An 18,655-nucleotide genomic window follows, 5' to 3' on the forward strand; every position below is an offset into this window, starting at 1 on the left:
GGTGGTTCGTGGGAATCGGCGTCCAGTCTAGCCAGCGGCGCCGGCGCTCCCTCCGCTCAGGCTCCGGGCGGCGGAGTGGGCGACGCGGCGGCCGTGCCGGTGCCGAAGAGGCTCGTGCCGTGCTTCAGCAGCGCCTCGTAGGCGCCCTGGTAGGTGGTCGGCAGGTCGTCGCCGGGCTCGCCGTAGCGGGCGAGGAGCAGGCCCATCAGGCCGACGGCGGGCGGGCTGAGCGGCTTGTCCCTGTTCGCGTTCGCGGGGTGCGGCGGGGTCGCCTCCGGATTCGGCGGCAGGTACTGGGGCACGGTGGTCGGCCAGTCGTCGATCTGCCGCGGGGTGTCGAGCGTGACGACGCCGAAGAGGTCGGGCGCGTCCGCGTCGCGCGCGGTGAGCGGCTCGAGCCCGTGCAGGCGGCTGAGCGTGCGGATCACCGCGCCGTGGTGCATCTCGTCGTGCAGGATCGTGCCCGCGCGGGTGTAAGCGGAGATCGCGATCGCCGGCACGCGGCAGCCGAGGCGGTCGAAGCCGAAGCCCATCTCGCCCTCGCGGCCGTCGCCGGGCGGGGTCGCGGCGGGCGGCGGCACGTGGTCGTAGAGCCCGCCGTGCTCGTCGAAGGTCGCCAGCAGCAGCGTGTTGATCGCGTTCGAGCCGGTCGTCGACGCGCTCTCGCGGATCGCCGAGTAGACCTGGTGCAGCAGCAGCTCCCCCGCGCGGACGTCCGAGAGCGCGCTGTCGTACAGCGGCTGCCCGTCGACCTCGTCCTCGTGCAGGACGCCGGTCGGCGGGTGCATGTCGTTGTGGTCGAAGACGAGCCGCGGCTCGACGAAGGCGTAGTCGGGCAGCTCGCCGTTCTCGACGTCGGCGTAGAACTGCTCCATCGGGGCGAAGTTGGTCCTCCAGTACTTCTCGAGCACCGGGGCGTGCAGGAAGCCGGTGTAGGAGACGACCTGCAGCGCGTCGAAGTAGACCCGCCAGCTCTTCCCGGCGTCCTCGAGGCGGTTGAAGACCGTCGGCGCATCGGCGAGGTCGTCGGCCAGCCACTTCTCGTAGCCGCCGCCGTGCTTGTTGGTGACGAAGCCGTGCGAGGTCGACGCGTGGAAGAACGAGCGGTTGCAGAAGGTCTGCGAGGGGACGGCGCAGAACCAGTGGTCGAAGACGGCGAACTCGCGGGCCAGGGTCGAGAAGACGGGGAGCATGCCGGCTGAGAAGCCGCCCATGATCGTGCCGTACTCCTCGCGGGTGGGGTCCTCGCCTTTCTTCAGGTGGCGGAGGTTCTGCACGTAGTCCTCGAGGAACCCGCTCATCGTCGGCTCGGAGGTGTCGGCGGGCGCGTTGAAGGGAGCCGTCATCGCGCCGACGGACGCCCCGGCGTTGGACGGCGGGTCGATCGTGCCGAAGAGCTGGGTGTTGACGTGCGGGTACTCCTCGCCCGGGTCGGGATCGGGCTGGCGCATCACCGTGTCGGTCGCGCCCTCGTAGACGTGCGCGGCGACGGTGTCGCCGGCGGCGGTCGTGTTGGAGTGCTCACCGGTCTGCAGGCCCTCGAAGGTCTCACCCGCCGGAGGGCCGTCGGTCGCGTAGAGCTGCCCGAGGATGTTGTCGAAGGAGCGGTTCTCGAACATCACGACGACGACGTGGTCGAAGCCGGGCTCGCTGCGCTCGGGCAGGGGCGACTCGGCCTCGCGGTCGCGACCGGAGGCGACGGCGGCGCCGATCGCTCCTCCGGTGAGGCCGGCCGCGGCGACGGTGCCGGCGACGGCGCTGCCGGCGAGGAAGCGGCGGCGGGAGCGGGAGCGGGGGCCGCGGTCCGGGGAGGTGCCGTCGGTGCCGGTGGTGGTGCCGCCGTCGGTGCCGCTCATGCGCTCCGCCCTTCCCGCGTGCCGCGGATCCGTGCCTGCGGGGAGTGTAGCGACGCGCCCGGGACGGCCGCTCGGAGCAGGGTGAGGGCGTGATCAGCGTCGCCGGGCTCCGCGGGGACGCCCGCCGCAGCGAGGGCGGAGGCGAGAGCCGGAGCGATCGAGCGGTCCCGGTTCTCCGGTGCGAACGCCGGCGCGGTGCGCGGGAAGCGCGACAGCGGCCGGGCGGCTCCGGACAGCGCCTCGGCGACGGCGAGCACGCCGTCGTCCGCCAGAGCCCGGCGGTCCCCGGCGAAGCGGGCGCGGTGCAGGAGGGCGGGGGTCGCCGGACCGACTGCGGCGCTCAGGCGGTCGCCCGGCCGCGCGCTCGAGGCGACGAGGAGGGCCGGGACGTCCCCGGGGCGATCGGCCCGCCCACGCGCGATGACGAGCAGCAGCACCCGGCGGCCGGCCGACTCCCCGGCCCGGACCGCGTCGACGGTCTCGTGCAGCAGCCGCTCGGCGCTGCGCGCGTCCGCGGACCGCGCGGCGCTCGGGTCGTCCGCGGCGGCGAAGTCGGCGGGGTCGACGAGCGAGCGCGGCTCGACCAGGACGACATGGGAGAGGGAGCCGGCGGCAGCCGCCTCGGCGAGACCGGAGAGTGCGAGGAGTGCCCCTCCGGCGTCCGCGACCGCGGAGGGGTCGCGGTGCGGCCAGTCGGGATCGGCGAGGAGGGTGCTCGAGACGCCCTGGCGGTCGTCGACGACCAGCGACCACGGGGTGCCCGCGTCCCGAGCCGAGTGGAGCAGTGCGCGCAGCGGATCGCGGCCGTCCGCGCGCCAGTGGTCGGCGCGCGCGAACGAGCGCGCGAGCAGGGTGTGCACGGGGAGCATCGCGGGGTCGAAGCGGTCGCCCGGAGTGCCGGGACCGGGGGCGGTCATCACCTCGTCGGTACTGCCGGAGAACTCGGTGCCGCCGGAGAAGCCGGTGCCCGCCTCGCCGTCGACGGAGCCGAGGATCTGACGGCGCGGACGGCCGGCGAAGGAGAGGACGACGAGGTGGTCGATCCGGGCGAGCGCGGCGGCGGCGGCCCGCTCCCGTGCGCTCAGCGGCGCCGTCCGAGCCGCGGCGTCGAGCGCGGTCGAGGCGGCCTCGGCGAGGGAGCGGCGGAGGAACGCCCGCCGCTCCTCGCCGGGGCGGTCAGGCATCCGCGTCGGGGGTCTCCTCGGCGGCGGGCACGTCGGTGACCTCGGCGGCCGGCGCGTCGGGGCTCTCGGCGGCTGGCGCGTCGGGGCTCTCGGCGGCCGGCGCGTCGGCAGCCGCCTCGTCGGTGGCCGCGTCCTCGGGCAGCGCGATCGCCTCGGGTCCCTCGGTCACGAGCAGGTGGAACTCCGCGGCGGTGATGATCCGGACGCCGAGCGCCTCCGCCTTGCCGAGCTTGCTGCCCGCGCCGGGACCGGCGGCGACGTAGTGCGTCTTCTTCGAGACGCTCGAGCCGGCCTTGCCGCCCGCGGCGAGGATCGCCTCCTGCGCCCCCTCGCGGCTGTAGCCCTCGAGCGAGCCGGTCGCGACGACCGTGAGGCCGGCGAGCACGCCGCCCGCCGCGTCGGCCGCACCGGGGCCGGGGTGGCCGGGAGTGGCGAACTGCACACCGGCCTTCGCCCAGCGGTCCACGATCTCGGCGTGCCAGTCGACCTCGAACCAGGCGAGCACCGCGTCGCCGATGATGCCGCCGACGCCGTCGACCGCGGCGAGCTCCTCGCGGCTGGCCGCGCGGATGGCGTCGAGCGAGCCGAAGTGCCCGGCCAGGGCGCGGGCGGCGACGGGACCGACGTGCCGGATGCTGAGCGAGACCAGGAAGCGCCAGAGCGGCGAGGTCTTCGCCTTCTCGATGTTGGCGATCAGCGCGAGACCTGTCGTCGAGGGCACGTACTCGGCGTCGCCGCCGAAGACCTCCGCCTCCGGGTCGAACGGTCCGTCGCGCTTCTGCCGCTTGCGCTTGAACGGGCCGACGACCTTCGCCTCGCCGCGGTCGTCGAGCTTCTGCAGGCCGGTCTCGCTGTCGCGGACGACGACCTCGATCGGGAAGACGTCCTCGATCCGCAGCTCGAAGAGGCCCGCCTCGGTGTCGAGCGGCGGCTCCGCGGGGACGAACGGCTGCGTCAGGGCCGCCGCCGTGACCTCGCCGAGCACCTCGATGTCGAGCGCGCCGCGGCTGCCGATGTGCTCCACGCGACCGCGCACCTGCGCGGGGCAGGAGCGGGCGTTCGGGCAGCGCAGATCGACGTCGCCCTCCTTGGCGGGGGCGAGGGTCGTGCCGCACTCGGGGCACTGCGTCGGCATCACGAACTCGCGCTCGCTGCCGTCCCGCAGCTCGACCACGGGGCCGAGCACCTCGGGGATGACGTCGCCGGCCTTGCGCAGCACGACGGTGTCGCCGATGAGCACGCCCTTGGCCTTGACCACGTCGGCGTTGTGCAGCGTCGCCTGGCGCACCTCGGAGCCGGCGACCTTGACCTTCTCCATCTGCGCGAACGGCGTGGCGCGGCCGGTGCGGCCGACGCTGACGACGATGTCGAGGAGCTTGGTGTGCACCTCCTCGGGCGGGTACTTGTAGGCGATCGCCCAGCGCGGGGCGCGGCTGGTGGCGCCGAGCTCGTCGTGCAGCTCCAGCTCGTCGACCTTGACGACGACGCCGTCGATCTCGTGCTCGACCGAGTGGCGCTCGCGCCCGTACTTCTCGACGAAGGCGAGGACGTCGTCGACCGACTCCGACACCCGGTTGTGCGCGCTGACCGGCAGCCCCCACGAGGCGAGGAGTCCGTAGACCTCGGACTGGCTCTGCACCGGCGGGTCGGGCCAGGCGCCGATGCCGTGCACGTAGAGCGCGAGCGAGCCGACCCGCGCCTCGCCGGCGCGCAGGTCGAGACCGGACTTCTTGTCGAGCTGCTGGCGGAGACCGCCGCTCGCCGCGTTCCGCGGGTTGGCGAAGGTGGGGAAGCGGCGCAGGGCGCTGTCGCGGACCCGCTCCTCGTCGAAGGGCTTGCGGGTGGCGCTCGGCCGGGCCGACCAGCGCTCGCGCGCCTCCTCGACGGCCTCGTCCCGCAGGGTCTCCTGCAGGGCGTTCAGCGCCGCGAACTCGGCGACGGGGATGAAGACCTCGCCGCGGACCTCGACCAGCGCGGGGTGGCCCTCGCCCGCCAGCTGCTGCGGGATGCCGGCCACGCGCAGAGCGTTGACGGTGACGTCCTCGCCGGTGCGCCCGTCGCCGCGGGTCGCGGCCGTGACGAGGCGGCCGTTCTCGTAGTGCAGCGAGATCGCCAGGCCGTCGATCTTGAGCTCGGTCAGCCAGGCGACCGGGCGGGCGGCGGAGGCGACGGTCTTGTCGCACCACTCGCGCAGCTCCTCGGCCGAGAACACGTTGTCGAGCGAGAGCATCCGCTCGGCGTGGTCGATCGGGTCGAGACCGGCGGCGACCACTCCCCCGACGGTCTGCGTCGGCGAGTCCTCACTGGCCAGCTCGGGGTGCGCCGTCTCGAGCTCGGCGAGCTCGCGGACCAGGGCGTCGTACTCGGCGTCCGACAGCGGCGAGGCGTCGGCCGCGTAGTAGTCCTCGCTCGCGGAGCGGATCCGCGCGCGCAGCTCGTCGACGCGCTGCGCCGGATCGAGGTCCGCCGCCGGAGTCGCGCCGGCCTCGGGCGTCGGGGCCATCAGAGCACCGCCCCGCTCGCGGAGGCGCCGACGAGGTCGGCCGCGACCGTGCGGTCGATGGTGCACTGGCCGAGCACGCGGGTGCCGAGGTAGACGACGGCCGTCTGGCCGGGGGCGACGCCGTCGAGCGGCGAGTCGGGAGTGATCACGAGCTCCACCTTTCCATCGACCTCCGACACCACGGCGGTCGCCGGGACCGGGTCGGCGTGCGCGCGGATCTGCACGTCGCAGCGGAACGGCGTCGTCGCGTCCTCGGGCGCCGCACCGGCCCAGGTGAACCGCGAGCCGGCGATCTCGCCGATGCGCAGCGCCTCCCGCGGGCCGACGACGACCTCGTTGGTCTTCGGCCGCACCTCGAGGACGAATCGCGGTCGGCCGTCCGGCGCCGGCACGCCGAGGTGCAGGCCCCGGCGCTGGCCGACGGTGTAGCCGTGCGCTCCCTCGTGCGCCCCGACCACGGCGCCGTCGCGGTCGACGATCGCGCCGGTCTCCGGCGCGACGCGCTCCGAGAGCCAGCCGCGGGTGTCGCCGTCGGGGATGAAGCAGATGTCGTAGCTGTCCGGCTTGTTGGCGACGCTCAAGCCGCGACGGGCCGCCTCCGCCCGGACGACCGCCTTCGACGGCGTCGAGCCGAGCGGGAACATCGAGTGCTCGAGCTGCGCGGTGGTGAGCACGCCGAGGACGTAGGACTGGTCCTTCGCCTCGTCGCTCGCGCGGTGCAGCTCGGGGCTGCCGTCGGCCGCGGTCTCGAGGGAGGCGTAGTGGCCGGTGCAGACGGCGTCGAAGCCGAGGTCGAGCGCCTTCTCCAGCAGCGCGGCGAACTTGATCCGCTCGTTGCAGCGCATGCAGGGGTTGGGGGTGCGGCCGGCGGCGTACTCGGCCACGAAGTCGTCGACGACGTCGAGCTTGAACCGCTCGGAGAAGTCCCACACGTAGTAGGGGATGCCGAGGACGTTCGCTGCGCGCTGGGCGTCCATCGAGTCCTCGATCGTGCAGCAGCCGCGGCTGCCGGTGCGCAGTGTGCCGGGCATCCTGCTCAGCGCGAGATGCACGCCCACCACCTCGTGCCCCGCCTCCACCGCGCGGGCCGCGGCCACCGCCGAGTCCACTCCACCGCTCATCGCCGCAAGAACCTTCACCGTCCGAGTCTACGAGCGGGCGGCGGGCGTGCGGTGTGCGCGATTCGCGGCGGTCCGTCCCCGGTCGCGTCCGGTCTGCAGGCGATCGGGCGCGTTCGGCGCGGACCTGCACGGAGGATCGGGCGACTCGCGCCGGACGCCTGCAGAACGGACCGGCACCTGCAGAACGGACCAGGGCCGGCACAACGGACAGGCGCCGGCATCGCGCCAACGCGGCGTCAGCCGGGCAGCACGACGCGGCTGGACAGGCCGGCTCGGGCGGCGCGCGCGTACGCGTCCGGCAGCGCCGCCAGCAGTGCGTCGACGTCGGCGTCCGTCGTGGTCCAGCCGAGCGTCATCCGGAGCACCCCGCGCGCCTCGTCCTCGCTGCGGCCGAGCGCCAGCACCACGTGCGAGGGCTCGGGGATCCCCGCCGTGCAGGCGGAGCCCGTCGACACCGAGACGCCGGCCATGTCGAGGAGGAAGAGGAGCGAGTCGCCCTGCGCGCCGGGGAAGGCGAGGTGCGCGTTGGTCGCCACCCGCCGGCCGGAGTCGACGGCGGGACCCGTGAGCGTGGCGCCGGGGACCGCCGCCAGGATCCCCGCGACGAGGCGGTCGCGCAGGGCCGCGAGCCGGAGCGCCTCCCCGGGCAGCTCCGCGACCGCCTCCGTCACGGCCGCCGCGAACGCCGCCGCACCGGGGACGTCCTGCGTCCCGGAGCGCACCCCGCGCTGCTGGCCGCCGCCGTGCAGGACCGGCACCACCCGGGCGTCGCGGGCCAGGACGAGCGCGCCGGTCGCGATCGGCCCGCCGACCTTGTGCCCGGAGACGCTGACGGCGACGAGGCCCGCGCCGTCGCGGGAGCCGGAGGCGCGCCGCACCGCCGCGATCTCGAGCGGGACGTGACCGAGCGCCGCGACGGCGTCGAGATGCAGCGGGACGCCGGCGCGGGCGCAGACCGCGGCCAGCTCGGCGACCGGGGCGATGGTGCCGATCTCGTTGTTCACCCAGAGCGCGCTGACGAGGGCGACCGAGCCGGGGTCCGCGGCGAGCGCCGCCTCGAGCGTCTCGGGCCGCAGGGTCCCCTCGGCGTCGAGCTCGAGCCACTCGATCCGGGCACCCTCGTGGGCGGCCAGCCACTCGACGCTGTCGATGGTGGCGTGGTGCTCGCCTGCCGGCACCAGGATGCGCGTGCGCGCCGGGGACTCCGCGGCGCGCTGCCAGTAGAGGCCCTTCAGCGCCAGGTTGATCGCCTCGGTTCCTCCCGCGGTGAGGATCACCTCGATCGGCTCGCAGCCGAGCGCGAGCGCGACGGCAGAGCGGGCGTCCTCGAGCCGGCGCCGCGCCTCCTGGCCGGAGCCGTGCACCGAGGACGGGTTGCCGGGCTGCGCGGACGCCTCGGCGAAGGCGGCGAGCGCCGAGGCCCGGAGCGGGGTGGTCGCGGCGTGGTCGAGATAGATCATGGCGTCCTCCGTCCCGCGTCCGGGGTGCGGAGGAGGTCTCCGGCCCCTCACTACTGTAGGTCGCATGCAGACACGCGACTCCCTGGCCCGCCTCGGAGTCGTCGTGGACGCGGAGGGCGGCGAGCTGCGGGTCTGGTCGGAGCACGCCACCGCGATCGACCTGCTGCTCTACGACGAGAAGGACTCGAGCTGGGTCACCCGCACCGTCCCGCTGACGCGCGGCGACGACGCCGTCTGGTCCGCCCGGGCGGCGCAGCTGACCGTCGGCCGCCGCTACGCGATCAAGGTCGACGGGCCCTCGGGCGTCCCCGGCCGCTTCGACCCCCGGGTCCCCCTGCTCGAGCCGTACTCCCGCGGACTGCACCGGGTCGCCGAGAACGAGTGGCGATCGGTCGTCGTGGACGACGCCTTCGACTGGGGCTCCTCCGCGAAGCCGCGCACGCCGCTGGACCGCACCGTGCTCTACGAGGCGCACGTGAAGGGCCTCACCAAGCTCAACCCGGCGCTGCCCGTCGAGCTGCGCGGCAGCTACGCCGGTCTCGCGCACGAGTCGACCGTCCAGTCGCTCCTCGATCTCGGCGTGACCGCCGTCGAGCTCCTCCCCGTGCACGCCTTCGTCTCGGAGCAGCGCCTGCTGCGCCAGGGGCTCACCAACTACTGGGGCTACAACACCCTCAACTTCTTCAGCCCCCATGCCGCCTACGCCTCGCCCGCCGCTCAGCGCGGGGGCCCCACCGCGGTGCTGCGCGAGTTCAAGGGCATGGTCAAGCTGCTGCACGAGGCCGGGCTCGAGGTGATCCTCGACGTGGTCTACAACCACACCGCCGAGGAGGGGCCGCAGGGTCCGCGCTCGAGCCTGCGCGGGATCGACGACGCGTCCTACTACCGCCAGACCGGCGAGGGCCACTACATCGACGTCACCGGCTGCGGGAACACGATCGACTTCGGCCGTCCCGTCGCGCAGCGCCTGGTGCTCGACTCGCTCCGCTACTGGTCCGAGGAGGTCGGGGTCGACGGCTTCCGCCTCGACCTGGCCGCCACCCTCGGGCGGGACGAGATCGCGCACTTCCAGCGCGACCACCCGCTGCTGCGCGCGGCCGTCGAGGACCCGGCTCTCGCCGACGTCAAGATGATCGCGGAGCCCTGGGACGTCGGCATGGGCGGCTGGCAGACCGGCAACTTCCCGGACGGCTGGTCGGAGTGGAACGACCGCTACCGCGACCGCGCGCGCAACTTCTGGCTCTCGGACATCGACTACGCCCGCCGCGCGGGGACGGCGCCGGTGGGCATCGGCGGCTTCGCGACGCGGCTCTCCGGCTCGTCGAACACCTTCTCGGCCGAGCGCGGGCCGCTCGCGTCCGTCAACTTCGTCACGGCGCACGACGGCTTCACTCTGGCCGACCTGGTCTCGTACAACGTCAAGCACAACATCGGCAACGGCGAGTCGAACCGCGACGGCGCCGACACCAACCGCTCCTTCAACCACGGCTTCGAGGGCCCGACCACCGACGACGGCGTCAACCAGGGCCGGCGGAAGGCGATGCGGAACCTGCTCGGGACGCTGCTGCTCTCGGCCGGCATCCCGATGATCACGGCCGGCGACGAGTTCGGCCGCAGTCAGCGCGGCAACAACAACGCCTACTGCCAGGACTCGGACCTCACCTGGCTGCGCTGGGACGGTCGCAGCGACTGGCAGCTCGAGCTCCGCGAGCACGCGCGGACGCTGATCCGGCTGCGCCGCGAGCACCCGGCGCTCCGGCCCTCGCACTACGGGCGCGGCGGAGCGGTCACGCCGGGCGCCACGAGCATGCAGTGGTTCGACGCGCACGGGCGGACGATGTCCGAGCACGACTGGACCTCCGCGGAGAACCGCACGCTGCAGTACCTCGCGGCCTCCACCCCCGAGACGGAGGAGTTCGACCGCGTCCTGCTGATCGTGCACGGCGTCGAGGCGGACACCTCCGTCGTCCTCGCCGAGAGCGAGGGCGTCACCGGCTACACCCGGCTGTGGAGCAGCGAGGAGTCGGTGCCACTCGAGCACGGCGAGTCGTTCGAGCCGGGTCAGGTCGTCCGCGTCGCCGGGACCTCGATGCAGCTGTTCGCCGCGCACGGCCCGCGTCCGGCCGCCGCGAGCCGATGAAGGGCGGACCGGGGACTCCGGCGACGCTCGCGCTCACCGCGGCGGGGATCGCCTTCGTTCCCCGCGAGTACCGGCACGACCCCGGGGCGGCGAGCTACGGCACCGAGGCGGCCGAGGCGCTCGGGGTCGAGCCGGAGCGGGTGTTCAAGACGCTGCTGGTCGACGTCGACGGCGAGCTGGTCGTCGGGATCGTGCCGGTGACCGGGTCGCTGGGGCTCAAGGAGCTCGCGGCGGCGGTCGGCGGCAAGCGGGCGGCGATGGCCGACCCCGCGCTCGCGCAGCGGCGCACCGGCTACGTGCTCGGCGGCATCTCGCCGATCGAGCAGAAGACGCGGCACCGGACGGTGCTCGACGAGACGGCGGAGCTGTACGACACCGTGCTGGTCTCGGGCGGGCGGCGCGGGTTCGACATCGAGCTCGCCCCGGCGGATCTCGTCGCCGCGACGGACGCGACCCTGGCGGACATCGCGCGCTGAGCGGGGCGGCCGCCCCTCATGCTGATCGAGCAGCCCGCGCAGAAGGCGTATCGAGACATGCTGATCGAGTGACCCTCGCAGAGGGCGCATCGAGATCCACCGTCATCTGAAGGGCGGGTCTCGATACGCCGCTCCGCGGCTACTCGACCAGCATGGGGGCGCGTCAGCCGGCGGCCGCGACCAGGCCGAGCTCGGCCGAGCGGGCGAGCAGCGGGTGCCGCGGCACGACGCGCACGGTGTAGCCGAAGGAGCCGCTGCGGTCGAGGACGATCTCGCCCGCGTAGGGCACGCGGCCGACCGCGTCGGCGGGCACGACCGCACCCGATTCCTCCGCCACCTCGAGCTCGTGCAGTCGCACGTCGACGAGCGAGCCGTCCGCGGCGGTGGTGCCGGAGACGACCTGCACGGTGACGTCCTCGGGCGAGAGCTCGCCGAGCCGGACGCCCGCGCGCAGGGCGAGCCGGTCGCCGCGCTGGGGCACCGCGTCGATGCCGCCCGACTCCACGGAGGCGACGGCCACGCCCGGCCAGCCCGCGCGGACCCGCTGCTTCCAGGCCGACAGCTCCTTGGCCGGCTCGAAGTGATCGGCCGCGATCTCGCGCCCGGCCTCGGCGGCGGGGTGGTAGAGCGCCTCGACGTACTGGCGCACCATCCGCTCGGCCGACAGCTCGGGCGAGAGCGTGGCGAGCGTGTGCCGGATCGAGCGCACCCAGCGGCGCGGCACTCCGTCGTGGTCGCGCTCGTAGTAGCGCGGCACGACCTCGCTCTCGAGCAGCTCGTAGAGCGCGTCGGCCTCGAGCGTGTCGCGCGACTCCGGGTCGAGGTCGCGGTCGGAGGACGGGATCGCCCAGCCGTTCTCGCCGTCGAAGTACTCGTTCCACCAGCCGTCGAGGATCGACAGGTTCAGCGAGCCGTTCAGCGCCGCCTTCATGCCGGAGGTGCCGCAGGCCTCGAGCGGGCGCAGCGGGTTGTTCAGCCAGACGTCGGTGCCCGGGTAGAGCAGCTGCGCCATCGCGATGTCGTAGTCGGGCAGGAAGACGATCCGGCGGCGCACGTCGGGCTCCTGCGCGAAGCGGACCAGCTTCTGGATCAGCCGCTTCCCCTCCTCGTCGGCGGGGTGCGACTTGCCGGCGATCACGATCTGGATCGGGTGCTCGGGGTGCGTCAGCAGCGCGCGCAGCCGCTCCGGGTCGTGCAGCATCAGCGTCAGCCGCTTGTAGGTGGGGACCCGCCGGGCGAAGCCGATCGTGAGCACGTCCGGGTCGAGCAGCTCGTCCAGCCACGCCGGGGTGAGGCCGCCCGGGTTCTGCTCCCGCCAGGAGCGCGCCGCGCGGGTGCGGGCGTCGCGGACCAGCTGCTCCCGCATCGACCGCCGCGCCTGCCAGAGCTCGCCGTCGCTCAGGGCGCCCGAGGCCCAGTCGGCGCGGGTGGTGTCGTCGGTGCCGAGCCGGTCGCGGGCCAGGTCGCGGAGGATCGGATCGGTCCACGTCGCCGCGTGCACGCCGTTGGTCACCGAGCCGATCGGCACCTCCGCCGTGTCGAAGCCCGGCCAGAGACCGGAGAACATCGAGCGGCTCACCTCGCCGTGCAGCTTCGAGACGCCGTTCGAGCGCTGCGCGAGCCGGAGGCCCATGAACGCCATGTTGAAGACGTCGCTCGCACCGCCCGTCGGCGACTCGGAGCCCAGCGCCAGCACGTCCTCGATCTGCACGCCCGGCAGCAGCTCGGTGGTGAAGTACTGCTCGATCATGCCGCGGTCGAAGCGGTCGATCCCCGCCGGCACCGGCGTGTGCGTGGTGAAGACGGTGCTCGCGCGCACGACCTGCAGCGCCTGGTCGAAGTCGAGACCGGAGCCGATCAGACCGGAGATGCGCTCGAGCCCCTGGAAGCCGGCGTGCCCCTCGTTGGTGTGGAACACCTCCGGCAGCGGCGTGCCCGAGACCTCGGCCCACAGCTCCAGCGCGCGCACGCCGCCGATGCCCAGGAGCAGCTCCTGCAGGAGGCGGTGCTCGCCGCCGCCGCCGTAGAGCCGGTCGGTGACGGTGCGCAGGGCGTCCTCGTTCTCGCGGACGTCCGTGTCGAGCAGCAGCAGGGTCACCCGGCCCACCTCGGCCCGCCACACCCGGGCGTACAGCGCCCGCCCGTCGGGCAGGGCCAGCACGATCCGCGCCGCGGAGCCGTCGGCCATCCGCACCATCCGCAGCGGCAGCCCGTCCGGGTCGAGCGAGGGGTAGGACTCGAGCTGCCAGCCGTCGGCGGAGAGGCCCTGGGCGAAGTAGCCCGAGCGGTAGAAGAGGCCGACGCCGGTCAGCGGGACGCCGAGGTCCGAGGAGGCCTTGAGGTGGTCGCCCGCGAGGATGCCCAGGCCGCCGGAGTACTGCGGGAGCGCGGCGGCGATGCCGAACTCCGGCGAGAAGTAGGCGATCGAGCGCGGTGCCGACTCCGGCAGCGACTGGTACCAGCGCGGCTCCGTGCGGTAGCGCTCGAGCTCGTCGCGCAGGCGCCAGGCGTCGTCGACGAAGCCCTGGTCGCGGGCGAGCTCGGCGAGGCGCTCGGGGGCGATCGCGCCGAGGAGGGCGGTCGGGTCCCCGGTGCCGCTGCGCCACAGCTCCGGATCGGCCCGCTCGAACAGGCGCCGGGTCGGCTCGTGCCAGGCCCAGCGCAGATTGCCCGCCAGCTCGCCGAGCGCGGACAGCTCGGGCGGCAGGACGGATCGGACGGTGAAGCGGCGGATGGCCTTCACGGCACTCCTCGACTCTCTGCTCATGCGACGACCGGTGGAGACGACGACCGGCGGACCCCGGCGAGCGGCGGATTCCGGCGCCGGCGGACCCCGGCGAGCACCCCCTGCGGACAGCCGCGGCGCTCGCGCTCGCACACTGTAGCGGAGTGCCCGCGGGCGCCGTCGGCCGTGGCGCGGGCCCTTTTGCACAGCGGCGCGGGCCTTCGCAACCGGCGTGCCAAAGGCACCGCCGGTCGCTACTGTCGTGACGTGGCTCAGACACCTTTCGGCAAGGCTCCGCACGGCAAGGACGCACGACGAGCGGCTCGGGGAGGTGCCGCCGGGGAGGAGACTCCCGCGGCGCCGACTCCCCCGGCAGCGGACTCGGCAGCACCTGTCGCGGAGGATCGACTCGAGGCCGCTCCGGCCTCGGCGGCGCAGGCGCCCGTGGCACCGGGGACGGCCGACGCGGCCACGTCTCCCGAGACCGCGGCCGAGACCGCCGAGCAGACCGCCCCGCGCGGCTCCGGCTACCGGGTGCGCGCCGAGCGCATCCCGATCATCGACCCGCAGCCGCGGCTCGAGGACGACCGCTGGCCCGCGAAGGCCTTCGTCGGCGAGGTCGTCCCGTTCGCCGCGACGGCGTTCCGCGAGGGGCACGACCTGATCGGGGTCGACCTGCTGCTCACCTCACCCGCGGGCGCCGAGTCCGAGCACCGGATGGCGCTGATCGCGACCGGCACCGACCGCTACGGGCGCCTCGTCCTCCTCGACGACGAGGGCGACTGGACGTACCGCATCCGCGCGTTCGCCGACGACTGGGCGACCTGGCTGCACACCGCCGAGGTCAAGATCCCGGCCGGCCTCGACATCGACGTCACCTTCGCGATCGGCGAGGGCCTCCTCCGCACCGCGGCCGGGGACGACGCCCGCTCCGAGGCCGAGCGCTCCCTCCTCTCCGACGCCGCCGCCACCGTGGCGGACGAGTCGCTCTCCCCCGAGGCGCGCCTCGCCGCCGCCGAGGACGCCGCCGTGCACGGCGCCTTCACCGCGCGCCCCGTGATGAGCCTCGCGAGCGTCTCGGACCCGCGCACCGTGCACGTCGAGCGCACCCGCGCCGGCGTCGGCGCCTGGTACGAGTTCTTCCCGCGCTCCGAGGGCGCCGTGCGGCACGAGGACGGCAGCGTCACCTCCGGCTCCTTCCGCACCGCGATCGACCGCCTCCCCGCCGTCGCGGCGATGGGCTTCGACGTGCTCTACCTGCCGCCGATCCACCCGATCGGCCGGAACTTCCGCAAGGGCCCGAACAACACGCTCGACGCCGGCCCGGACGACCCCGGCTCGCCGTGGGCGATCGGCGCCCCCGAGGGCGGGCACGACGCGATCCACCCGGACCTCGGCACGGTCGAGGACTTCACCGCGTTCCACGACGCGGTCACCGCGGCCGGCCTCGAGCTCGCGCTCGACTTCGCGCTGCAGGCCTCGCCCGACCACCCCTGGGTGACGAGCCACCCGGAGTGGTTCACGACGCTCCCCGACGGCTCGATCGCCTACGCCGAGAACCCGCCGAAGAAGTACCAGGACATCTATCCGATCAACTTCGACAACGACCCGCAGGGCATCCGCCAGGAGGCGCTGCGCGTCCTGCGGTACTGGATCTCGCTCGGCGTGAAGATCTTCCGCGTCGACAACCCGCACACCAAGCCGCTCGACTTCTGGGAGTGGATCATCCACGAGGTCAACGCCGAGAACCCCGAGGTCGTCTTCCTCGCGGAGGCGTTCACCCGTCCGGCGATCATGCGGGCGCTCGGCAAGGTCGGCTTCCAGCAGTCGTACTCGTACTTCACCTGGCGCAACACCAAGGAGGAGCTCGAGGAGTTCTTCACGAGCATCTCGCACGAGACGGCCGACTACATGCGGCCGAACCTCTTCGTGAACACGCCGGACATCCTCACCGAGTACCTCCAGTACGGCGGGCGCTCGGCCTACAAGGTCCGCGCCGCACTCGCCGCGACGGCCTCGCCGCTCTGGGGCGTCTACGCCGGCTACGAGCTGATCGAGAACGTCGCGCGCCCGGGCGCCGAGGAGAACATCGACAACGAGAAGTTCGAGTACAAGACGCGCGACTGGGCCGCGGCCGACGCCGACGGGACCACGATCGCGCCGTACATCGCCCGGCTCAACGAGATCCGCCGGGCGCACCCCGCGCTCGCCCAGCGCCGCAACCTGCAGGTGCACGGCAGCGACGACGACGCGATCCTCGTCTACTCCAAGCACCTGGACCGCGCCTTCACCGGCACCGGTGCGGACGACACCCTCCTGGTCGTCGTCAACACCGACCCGCACTCGGCGCGCGAGACCACGGTGCACATCGACCTGCCGTCCCTCGGCCTGGACTGGAGCTCGACCTACGAGGTCGAGGACCTGATCACCGGTGCCGTCTGGACCTGGGGCAGCGACAACTACGTGCGGCTCGACTCCTTCGTCGAGCCCGTGCACATCCTGAGCGTGAAGGCGGACGGACGATGACGGTTCCCGAGAACGACGGCACGAACCCGGCAGAGAGCACGGACACGACGGGTCCCGCGCAGGGCGCCGTCCCCGCGGAGGCCGGCAGCCCGGTCGAGGCGGCGGACATCGAGCCGCGCACGGAGACGGTCGTCACCACGGGCACGAGCTCGGCGACGACCACCGGCGCGCACGTCGCGCAGCCCGCGGCCGAGGAGACGTCCGCCGCGCCCGAGCGGCTCACCCCGCCCGAGCCCGTCGCACCGCCGGAGCCGCTCCTGCCGCCCGAGCCCACCACGGCGTCCGCGATCCCCGAGCCGCTCACGCCGCCGGAGCCGATCGCAGCGCCCGCCGGCCCCGAGCCGCTCACTCCGCCGGAGCCGACCGTTCCGGCTGACGACTCCCCCGCCGCCGCAGCGCCGGACTCCGACGTCGACGCGCTGCCCGCGTTCCCGGAGTGGGTCCTCCAGCAGCTCGCGACCGGCAGCAACGCGCTCCCGCACGACGTCCTGGGCCAGCACCCGCTGCCCGGGGGCGGCGCGGTGGTGCGCATCCGCCGCCCGCTCGCCGACGCCGTCACGGCCGTCCTGGCCGGCGGTGTCCGGGTCGAGCTCGAGCACCTGCACGACGGGATCTGGCAGGGCGTCCACGACGAGGACCCGCAGGCCTACACCGTCGAGGCGCACTACGGCGACGGCTCCACCTGGACCGCCGAGGACCCGTACCGGTTCTCGAAGACGGTCGGCGACTTCGACCTCTACCTGATCGGCGAGGGCCGGCACGAGCGGCTCTGGGAGGCGCTCGGCGCGCGGCACCGCGAGCACGAGGGCGTCTGGGGCACCTCCTTCGCCGTCTGGGCACCGCACGCCCAGGCCGTCCGCGTCGTCGGCGACTTCAACGACTGGAGCGGCGAGGGCCACGCCCTGCGCAACCTCGGCGTCAACGGCGTCTGGGAGATCTTCGTGCCCGGCATCGAGCCCGGCGCGCCCTACAAGTTCGACCTGCTCTCGCGCGACGGACGATGGGTCCGCAAGGCCGACCCGATGGCCCGTGCGACGGAGGTGCCGCCGGCGACCGCCTCGCGCGTCCCCGTCTCGCACCACGAGTGGAGCGACGCCGGCTGGATGGAGCAGCGCGCGAGCGTCGACCCGCACACCCAGCCGATCAGCGTCTACGAGATGCACCTCGGCTCCTGGAAGCCCGGTCTCGGCTACCGCGACCTCGCGGATCCGCTGATCGAGTACGTCACCACGCTCGGCTTCACCCACGTCGAGTTCATGCCGCTCGCGGAGCACCCGTTCGGCGGCTCCTGGGGCTACCAGGTCACCGGCTACTACGCCGCGTCCAGCCGCTTCGGCACCGCCGACGACCTCAAGTACCTGATCGACCGGCTGCACCAGGCCGGGATCGGCGTGCTCGTCGACTGGGTGCCCGGGCACTTCCCGAAGGACGACTTCGCGCTCGCCCGCTTCGACGGCGAGCCCCTCTACGAGCACCCGGACTGGCGCCGCGGCGAGCAGATGGACTGGGGCACCTACGTCTTCGACTTCGGACACACCCAGGTCCGCAACTTCCTCGTCGCGAACGCGCTGTTCTGGCTCGAGGAGTTCCACGTCGACGGCCTCCGGGTCGACGCCGTGGCGTCGATGCTCTACCTCGACTACTCCCGCAAGGAGGGCGAGTGGCTGCCGAACGAGCACGGCGGCCGGGAGAACCTCGAGGCGATCAGCTTCCTCCAGGAGGTGAACGCCACCGCCTACAAGCTCTACCCCGGCATCATGATGATCGCCGAGGAGTCCACCAGCTGGCCCGGCGTCACCCAGCCCACCGTCTCCGGCGGGCTGGGCTTCGGGCTCAAGTGGAACATGGGCTGGATGAACGACTCGCTGCGCTACATGGCGAACGACCCGCTCTGGCGCCAGTACCACCTGGGCGAGATCACCTTCTCCTTCGTCTACGCGTTCAGCGAGCAGTTCGTCCTGCCGATCAGCCACGACGAGGTCGTGCACGGCAAGGGCTCGCTGATTCAGAAGATGCCGGGCGACCACTGGCAGCAGCTGGCGAACGTCCGCGCCTACCTGGCGTTCATGTGGGCGCACCCCGGCAAGCAGCTGCTCTTCATGGGCCAGGAGTTCGGGCAGTACTCGGAGTGGTCCGAGGAGCGCGGCCTCGACTGGTGGATCCTCGACCAGCCCAGCCACCGCGGGCTGTGGAGCCTCGTCGGCGAGCTGAACCGGCTCTACCGCGAGGTCCCCTCGCTGAACGAGCTCGACAACGACCAGGCCGGCTTCGAGTGGATCGACGGGGGCGCCGCGGCGCCGAACGTCATCTCGTTCCTCCGCAAGGACAAGGCGGGCCGCTCCGTGGCGGTGATCGTCAACTTCTCGGGCTCGCCGGTGCACGGCTACCGCGTCGGCCTCCCCGAGGCCGGCCGCTGGGAGGAGCTGCTCAACACGGACGCCGAGATCTACGGCGGCTCGGGCGTCGGCAACTTCGGTGCCGTCGAGGCCCGCGACGAGCCGTGGGCGGGGCGCCCCGCCTCGGCCGAGCTGATCCTGCCCCCGCTCGGAGCGCTCTTCCTGCGCCACATCGGCTGACCGCAGCCCGACCCGCACGACGGCGGGCGGAGCGGACGCTCGCGCGTCCGACCCGCCCGTCGTCGTTCACCCGGCAGCCCGCGCCCGC

Annotated in this window: 10 protein-coding genes; 4 read left to right on the forward strand and 6 right to left on the reverse strand. The window is 73.6% G+C overall.

The annotated features are described in order from the left end of the window. Window positions 1-56 precede the first annotated feature (56 nt). The 5 genes from HRK28_RS01005 to HRK28_RS01025 all read right to left on the reverse strand — a co-directional run bounded on the left by HRK28_RS01005 (window position 57) and on the right by HRK28_RS01025 (window position 8,124). Window positions 57-1,856 carry an alkaline phosphatase family protein gene (locus tag HRK28_RS01005; RefSeq protein WP_173250153.1) on the reverse strand — a complete coding sequence of 600 codons (1,800 nt, stop codon included), beginning with the start codon at window positions 1,854-1,856 and terminating at the stop codon, window positions 57-59. Further along, complete coding sequence (locus HRK28_RS01010) at window positions 1,853-3,040, reverse strand: hypothetical protein (RefSeq protein ID WP_173250155.1); 1,188 nt, start codon at window positions 3,038-3,040, stop codon at window positions 1,853-1,855. The genes HRK28_RS01005 and HRK28_RS01010 overlap by 4 nt, the downstream gene beginning before the upstream one ends. Beyond that, window positions 3,033-5,543, reverse strand: coding sequence for an NAD-dependent DNA ligase LigA (gene ligA / locus HRK28_RS01015; protein ID WP_173250157.1), 2,511 nt, complete (start codon window positions 5,541-5,543; stop codon window positions 3,033-3,035). The genes HRK28_RS01010 and ligA overlap by 8 nt, the downstream gene beginning before the upstream one ends. Continuing rightward, the gene (gene mnmA, locus HRK28_RS01020) at window positions 5,543-6,682 is read right to left on the reverse strand and encodes a tRNA 2-thiouridine(34) synthase MnmA (RefSeq protein ID WP_173250158.1); all 1,140 of its coding nucleotides are present in this window, start codon (window positions 6,680-6,682) and stop codon (window positions 5,543-5,545) included. Before mnmA ends, ligA begins: the two co-directional genes overlap by 1 nt. A 218-nt stretch (window positions 6,683-6,900) precedes the next feature. Next, complete coding sequence (locus tag HRK28_RS01025; protein WP_173250159.1) at window positions 6,901-8,124, reverse strand: cysteine desulfurase family protein; 1,224 nt, start codon at window positions 8,122-8,124, stop codon at window positions 6,901-6,903. 64 nt (window positions 8,125-8,188) lie between these two features. On the opposite strand from HRK28_RS01025, the gene glgX reads away from it, so the two are divergent. Together glgX and ybaK are read left to right on the forward strand one after the other, a co-directional pair. Further along, window positions 8,189-10,264 carry a glycogen debranching protein GlgX gene (gene glgX / locus HRK28_RS01030; RefSeq protein WP_173250160.1) on the forward strand — a complete coding sequence of 692 codons (2,076 nt, stop codon included), beginning with the start codon at window positions 8,189-8,191 and terminating at the stop codon, window positions 10,262-10,264. Beyond that, window positions 10,261-10,740: a Cys-tRNA(Pro) deacylase gene (gene ybaK / locus HRK28_RS01035; protein ID WP_173250161.1), complete on the forward strand. Its 480-nt coding sequence runs from the start codon at window positions 10,261-10,263 to the stop codon at window positions 10,738-10,740. Before glgX ends, ybaK begins: the two co-directional genes overlap by 4 nt. Before the next feature lie 163 nt (window positions 10,741-10,903). Here ybaK and glgP read toward each other — a convergent pair whose 3' ends face one another. After that, on the reverse strand, window positions 10,904-13,483 hold the full coding sequence (gene glgP / locus HRK28_RS01040) for an alpha-glucan family phosphorylase (protein WP_160088987.1): 2,580 nt from the start codon (window positions 13,481-13,483) through the stop codon (window positions 10,904-10,906). 537 nt (window positions 13,484-14,020) lie between these two features. Here glgP and HRK28_RS01045 point away from each other — a divergent pair. Further along, the gene (locus HRK28_RS01045) at window positions 14,021-15,991 is read left to right on the forward strand and encodes an alpha-1,4-glucan--maltose-1-phosphate maltosyltransferase (RefSeq protein WP_244231839.1); all 1,971 of its coding nucleotides are present in this window, start codon (window positions 14,021-14,023) and stop codon (window positions 15,989-15,991) included. Beyond that, window positions 15,988-18,567 (forward strand): 1,4-alpha-glucan branching protein GlgB, encoded by a 2,580-nt coding sequence (gene glgB / locus HRK28_RS01050; protein WP_217274374.1) that lies wholly within the window; start codon window positions 15,988-15,990, stop codon window positions 18,565-18,567. Before HRK28_RS01045 ends, glgB begins: the two co-directional genes overlap by 4 nt. Window positions 18,568-18,655: the final 88 nt, after the last annotated feature.

Origin of the sequence: Rathayibacter sp. VKM Ac-2835, assembly GCF_013266705.1 — a bacterium.
Classification (GTDB): Bacteria; Actinomycetota; Actinomycetes; order Actinomycetales; family Microbacteriaceae; genus Rathayibacter.

Coding starts and splice junctions, on each gene's coding strand:
- HRK28_RS01005 (WP_173250153.1), bottom strand. CDS start 1,856: ATGAGCGGCACCGACGGCGGCACCACCACCGGCACCGACGGCACCTCC.
- HRK28_RS01010 (WP_173250155.1), bottom strand. CDS start 3,040: ATGCCTGACCGCCCCGGCGAGGAGCGGCGGGCGTTCCTCCGCCGCTCC.
- ligA (WP_173250157.1), bottom strand. CDS start 5,543: ATGGCCCCGACGCCCGAGGCCGGCGCGACTCCGGCGGCGGACCTCGAT.
- HRK28_RS01025 (WP_173250159.1), bottom strand. CDS start 8,124: ATGATCTATCTCGACCACGCCGCGACCACCCCGCTCCGGGCCTCGGCG.
- glgX (WP_173250160.1), top strand. CDS start 8,189: ATGCAGACACGCGACTCCCTGGCCCGCCTCGGAGTCGTCGTGGACGCG.
- ybaK (WP_173250161.1), top strand. CDS start 10,261: ATGAAGGGCGGACCGGGGACTCCGGCGACGCTCGCGCTCACCGCGGCG.
- glgB (WP_217274374.1), top strand. CDS start 15,988: ATGACGGTTCCCGAGAACGACGGCACGAACCCGGCAGAGAGCACGGAC.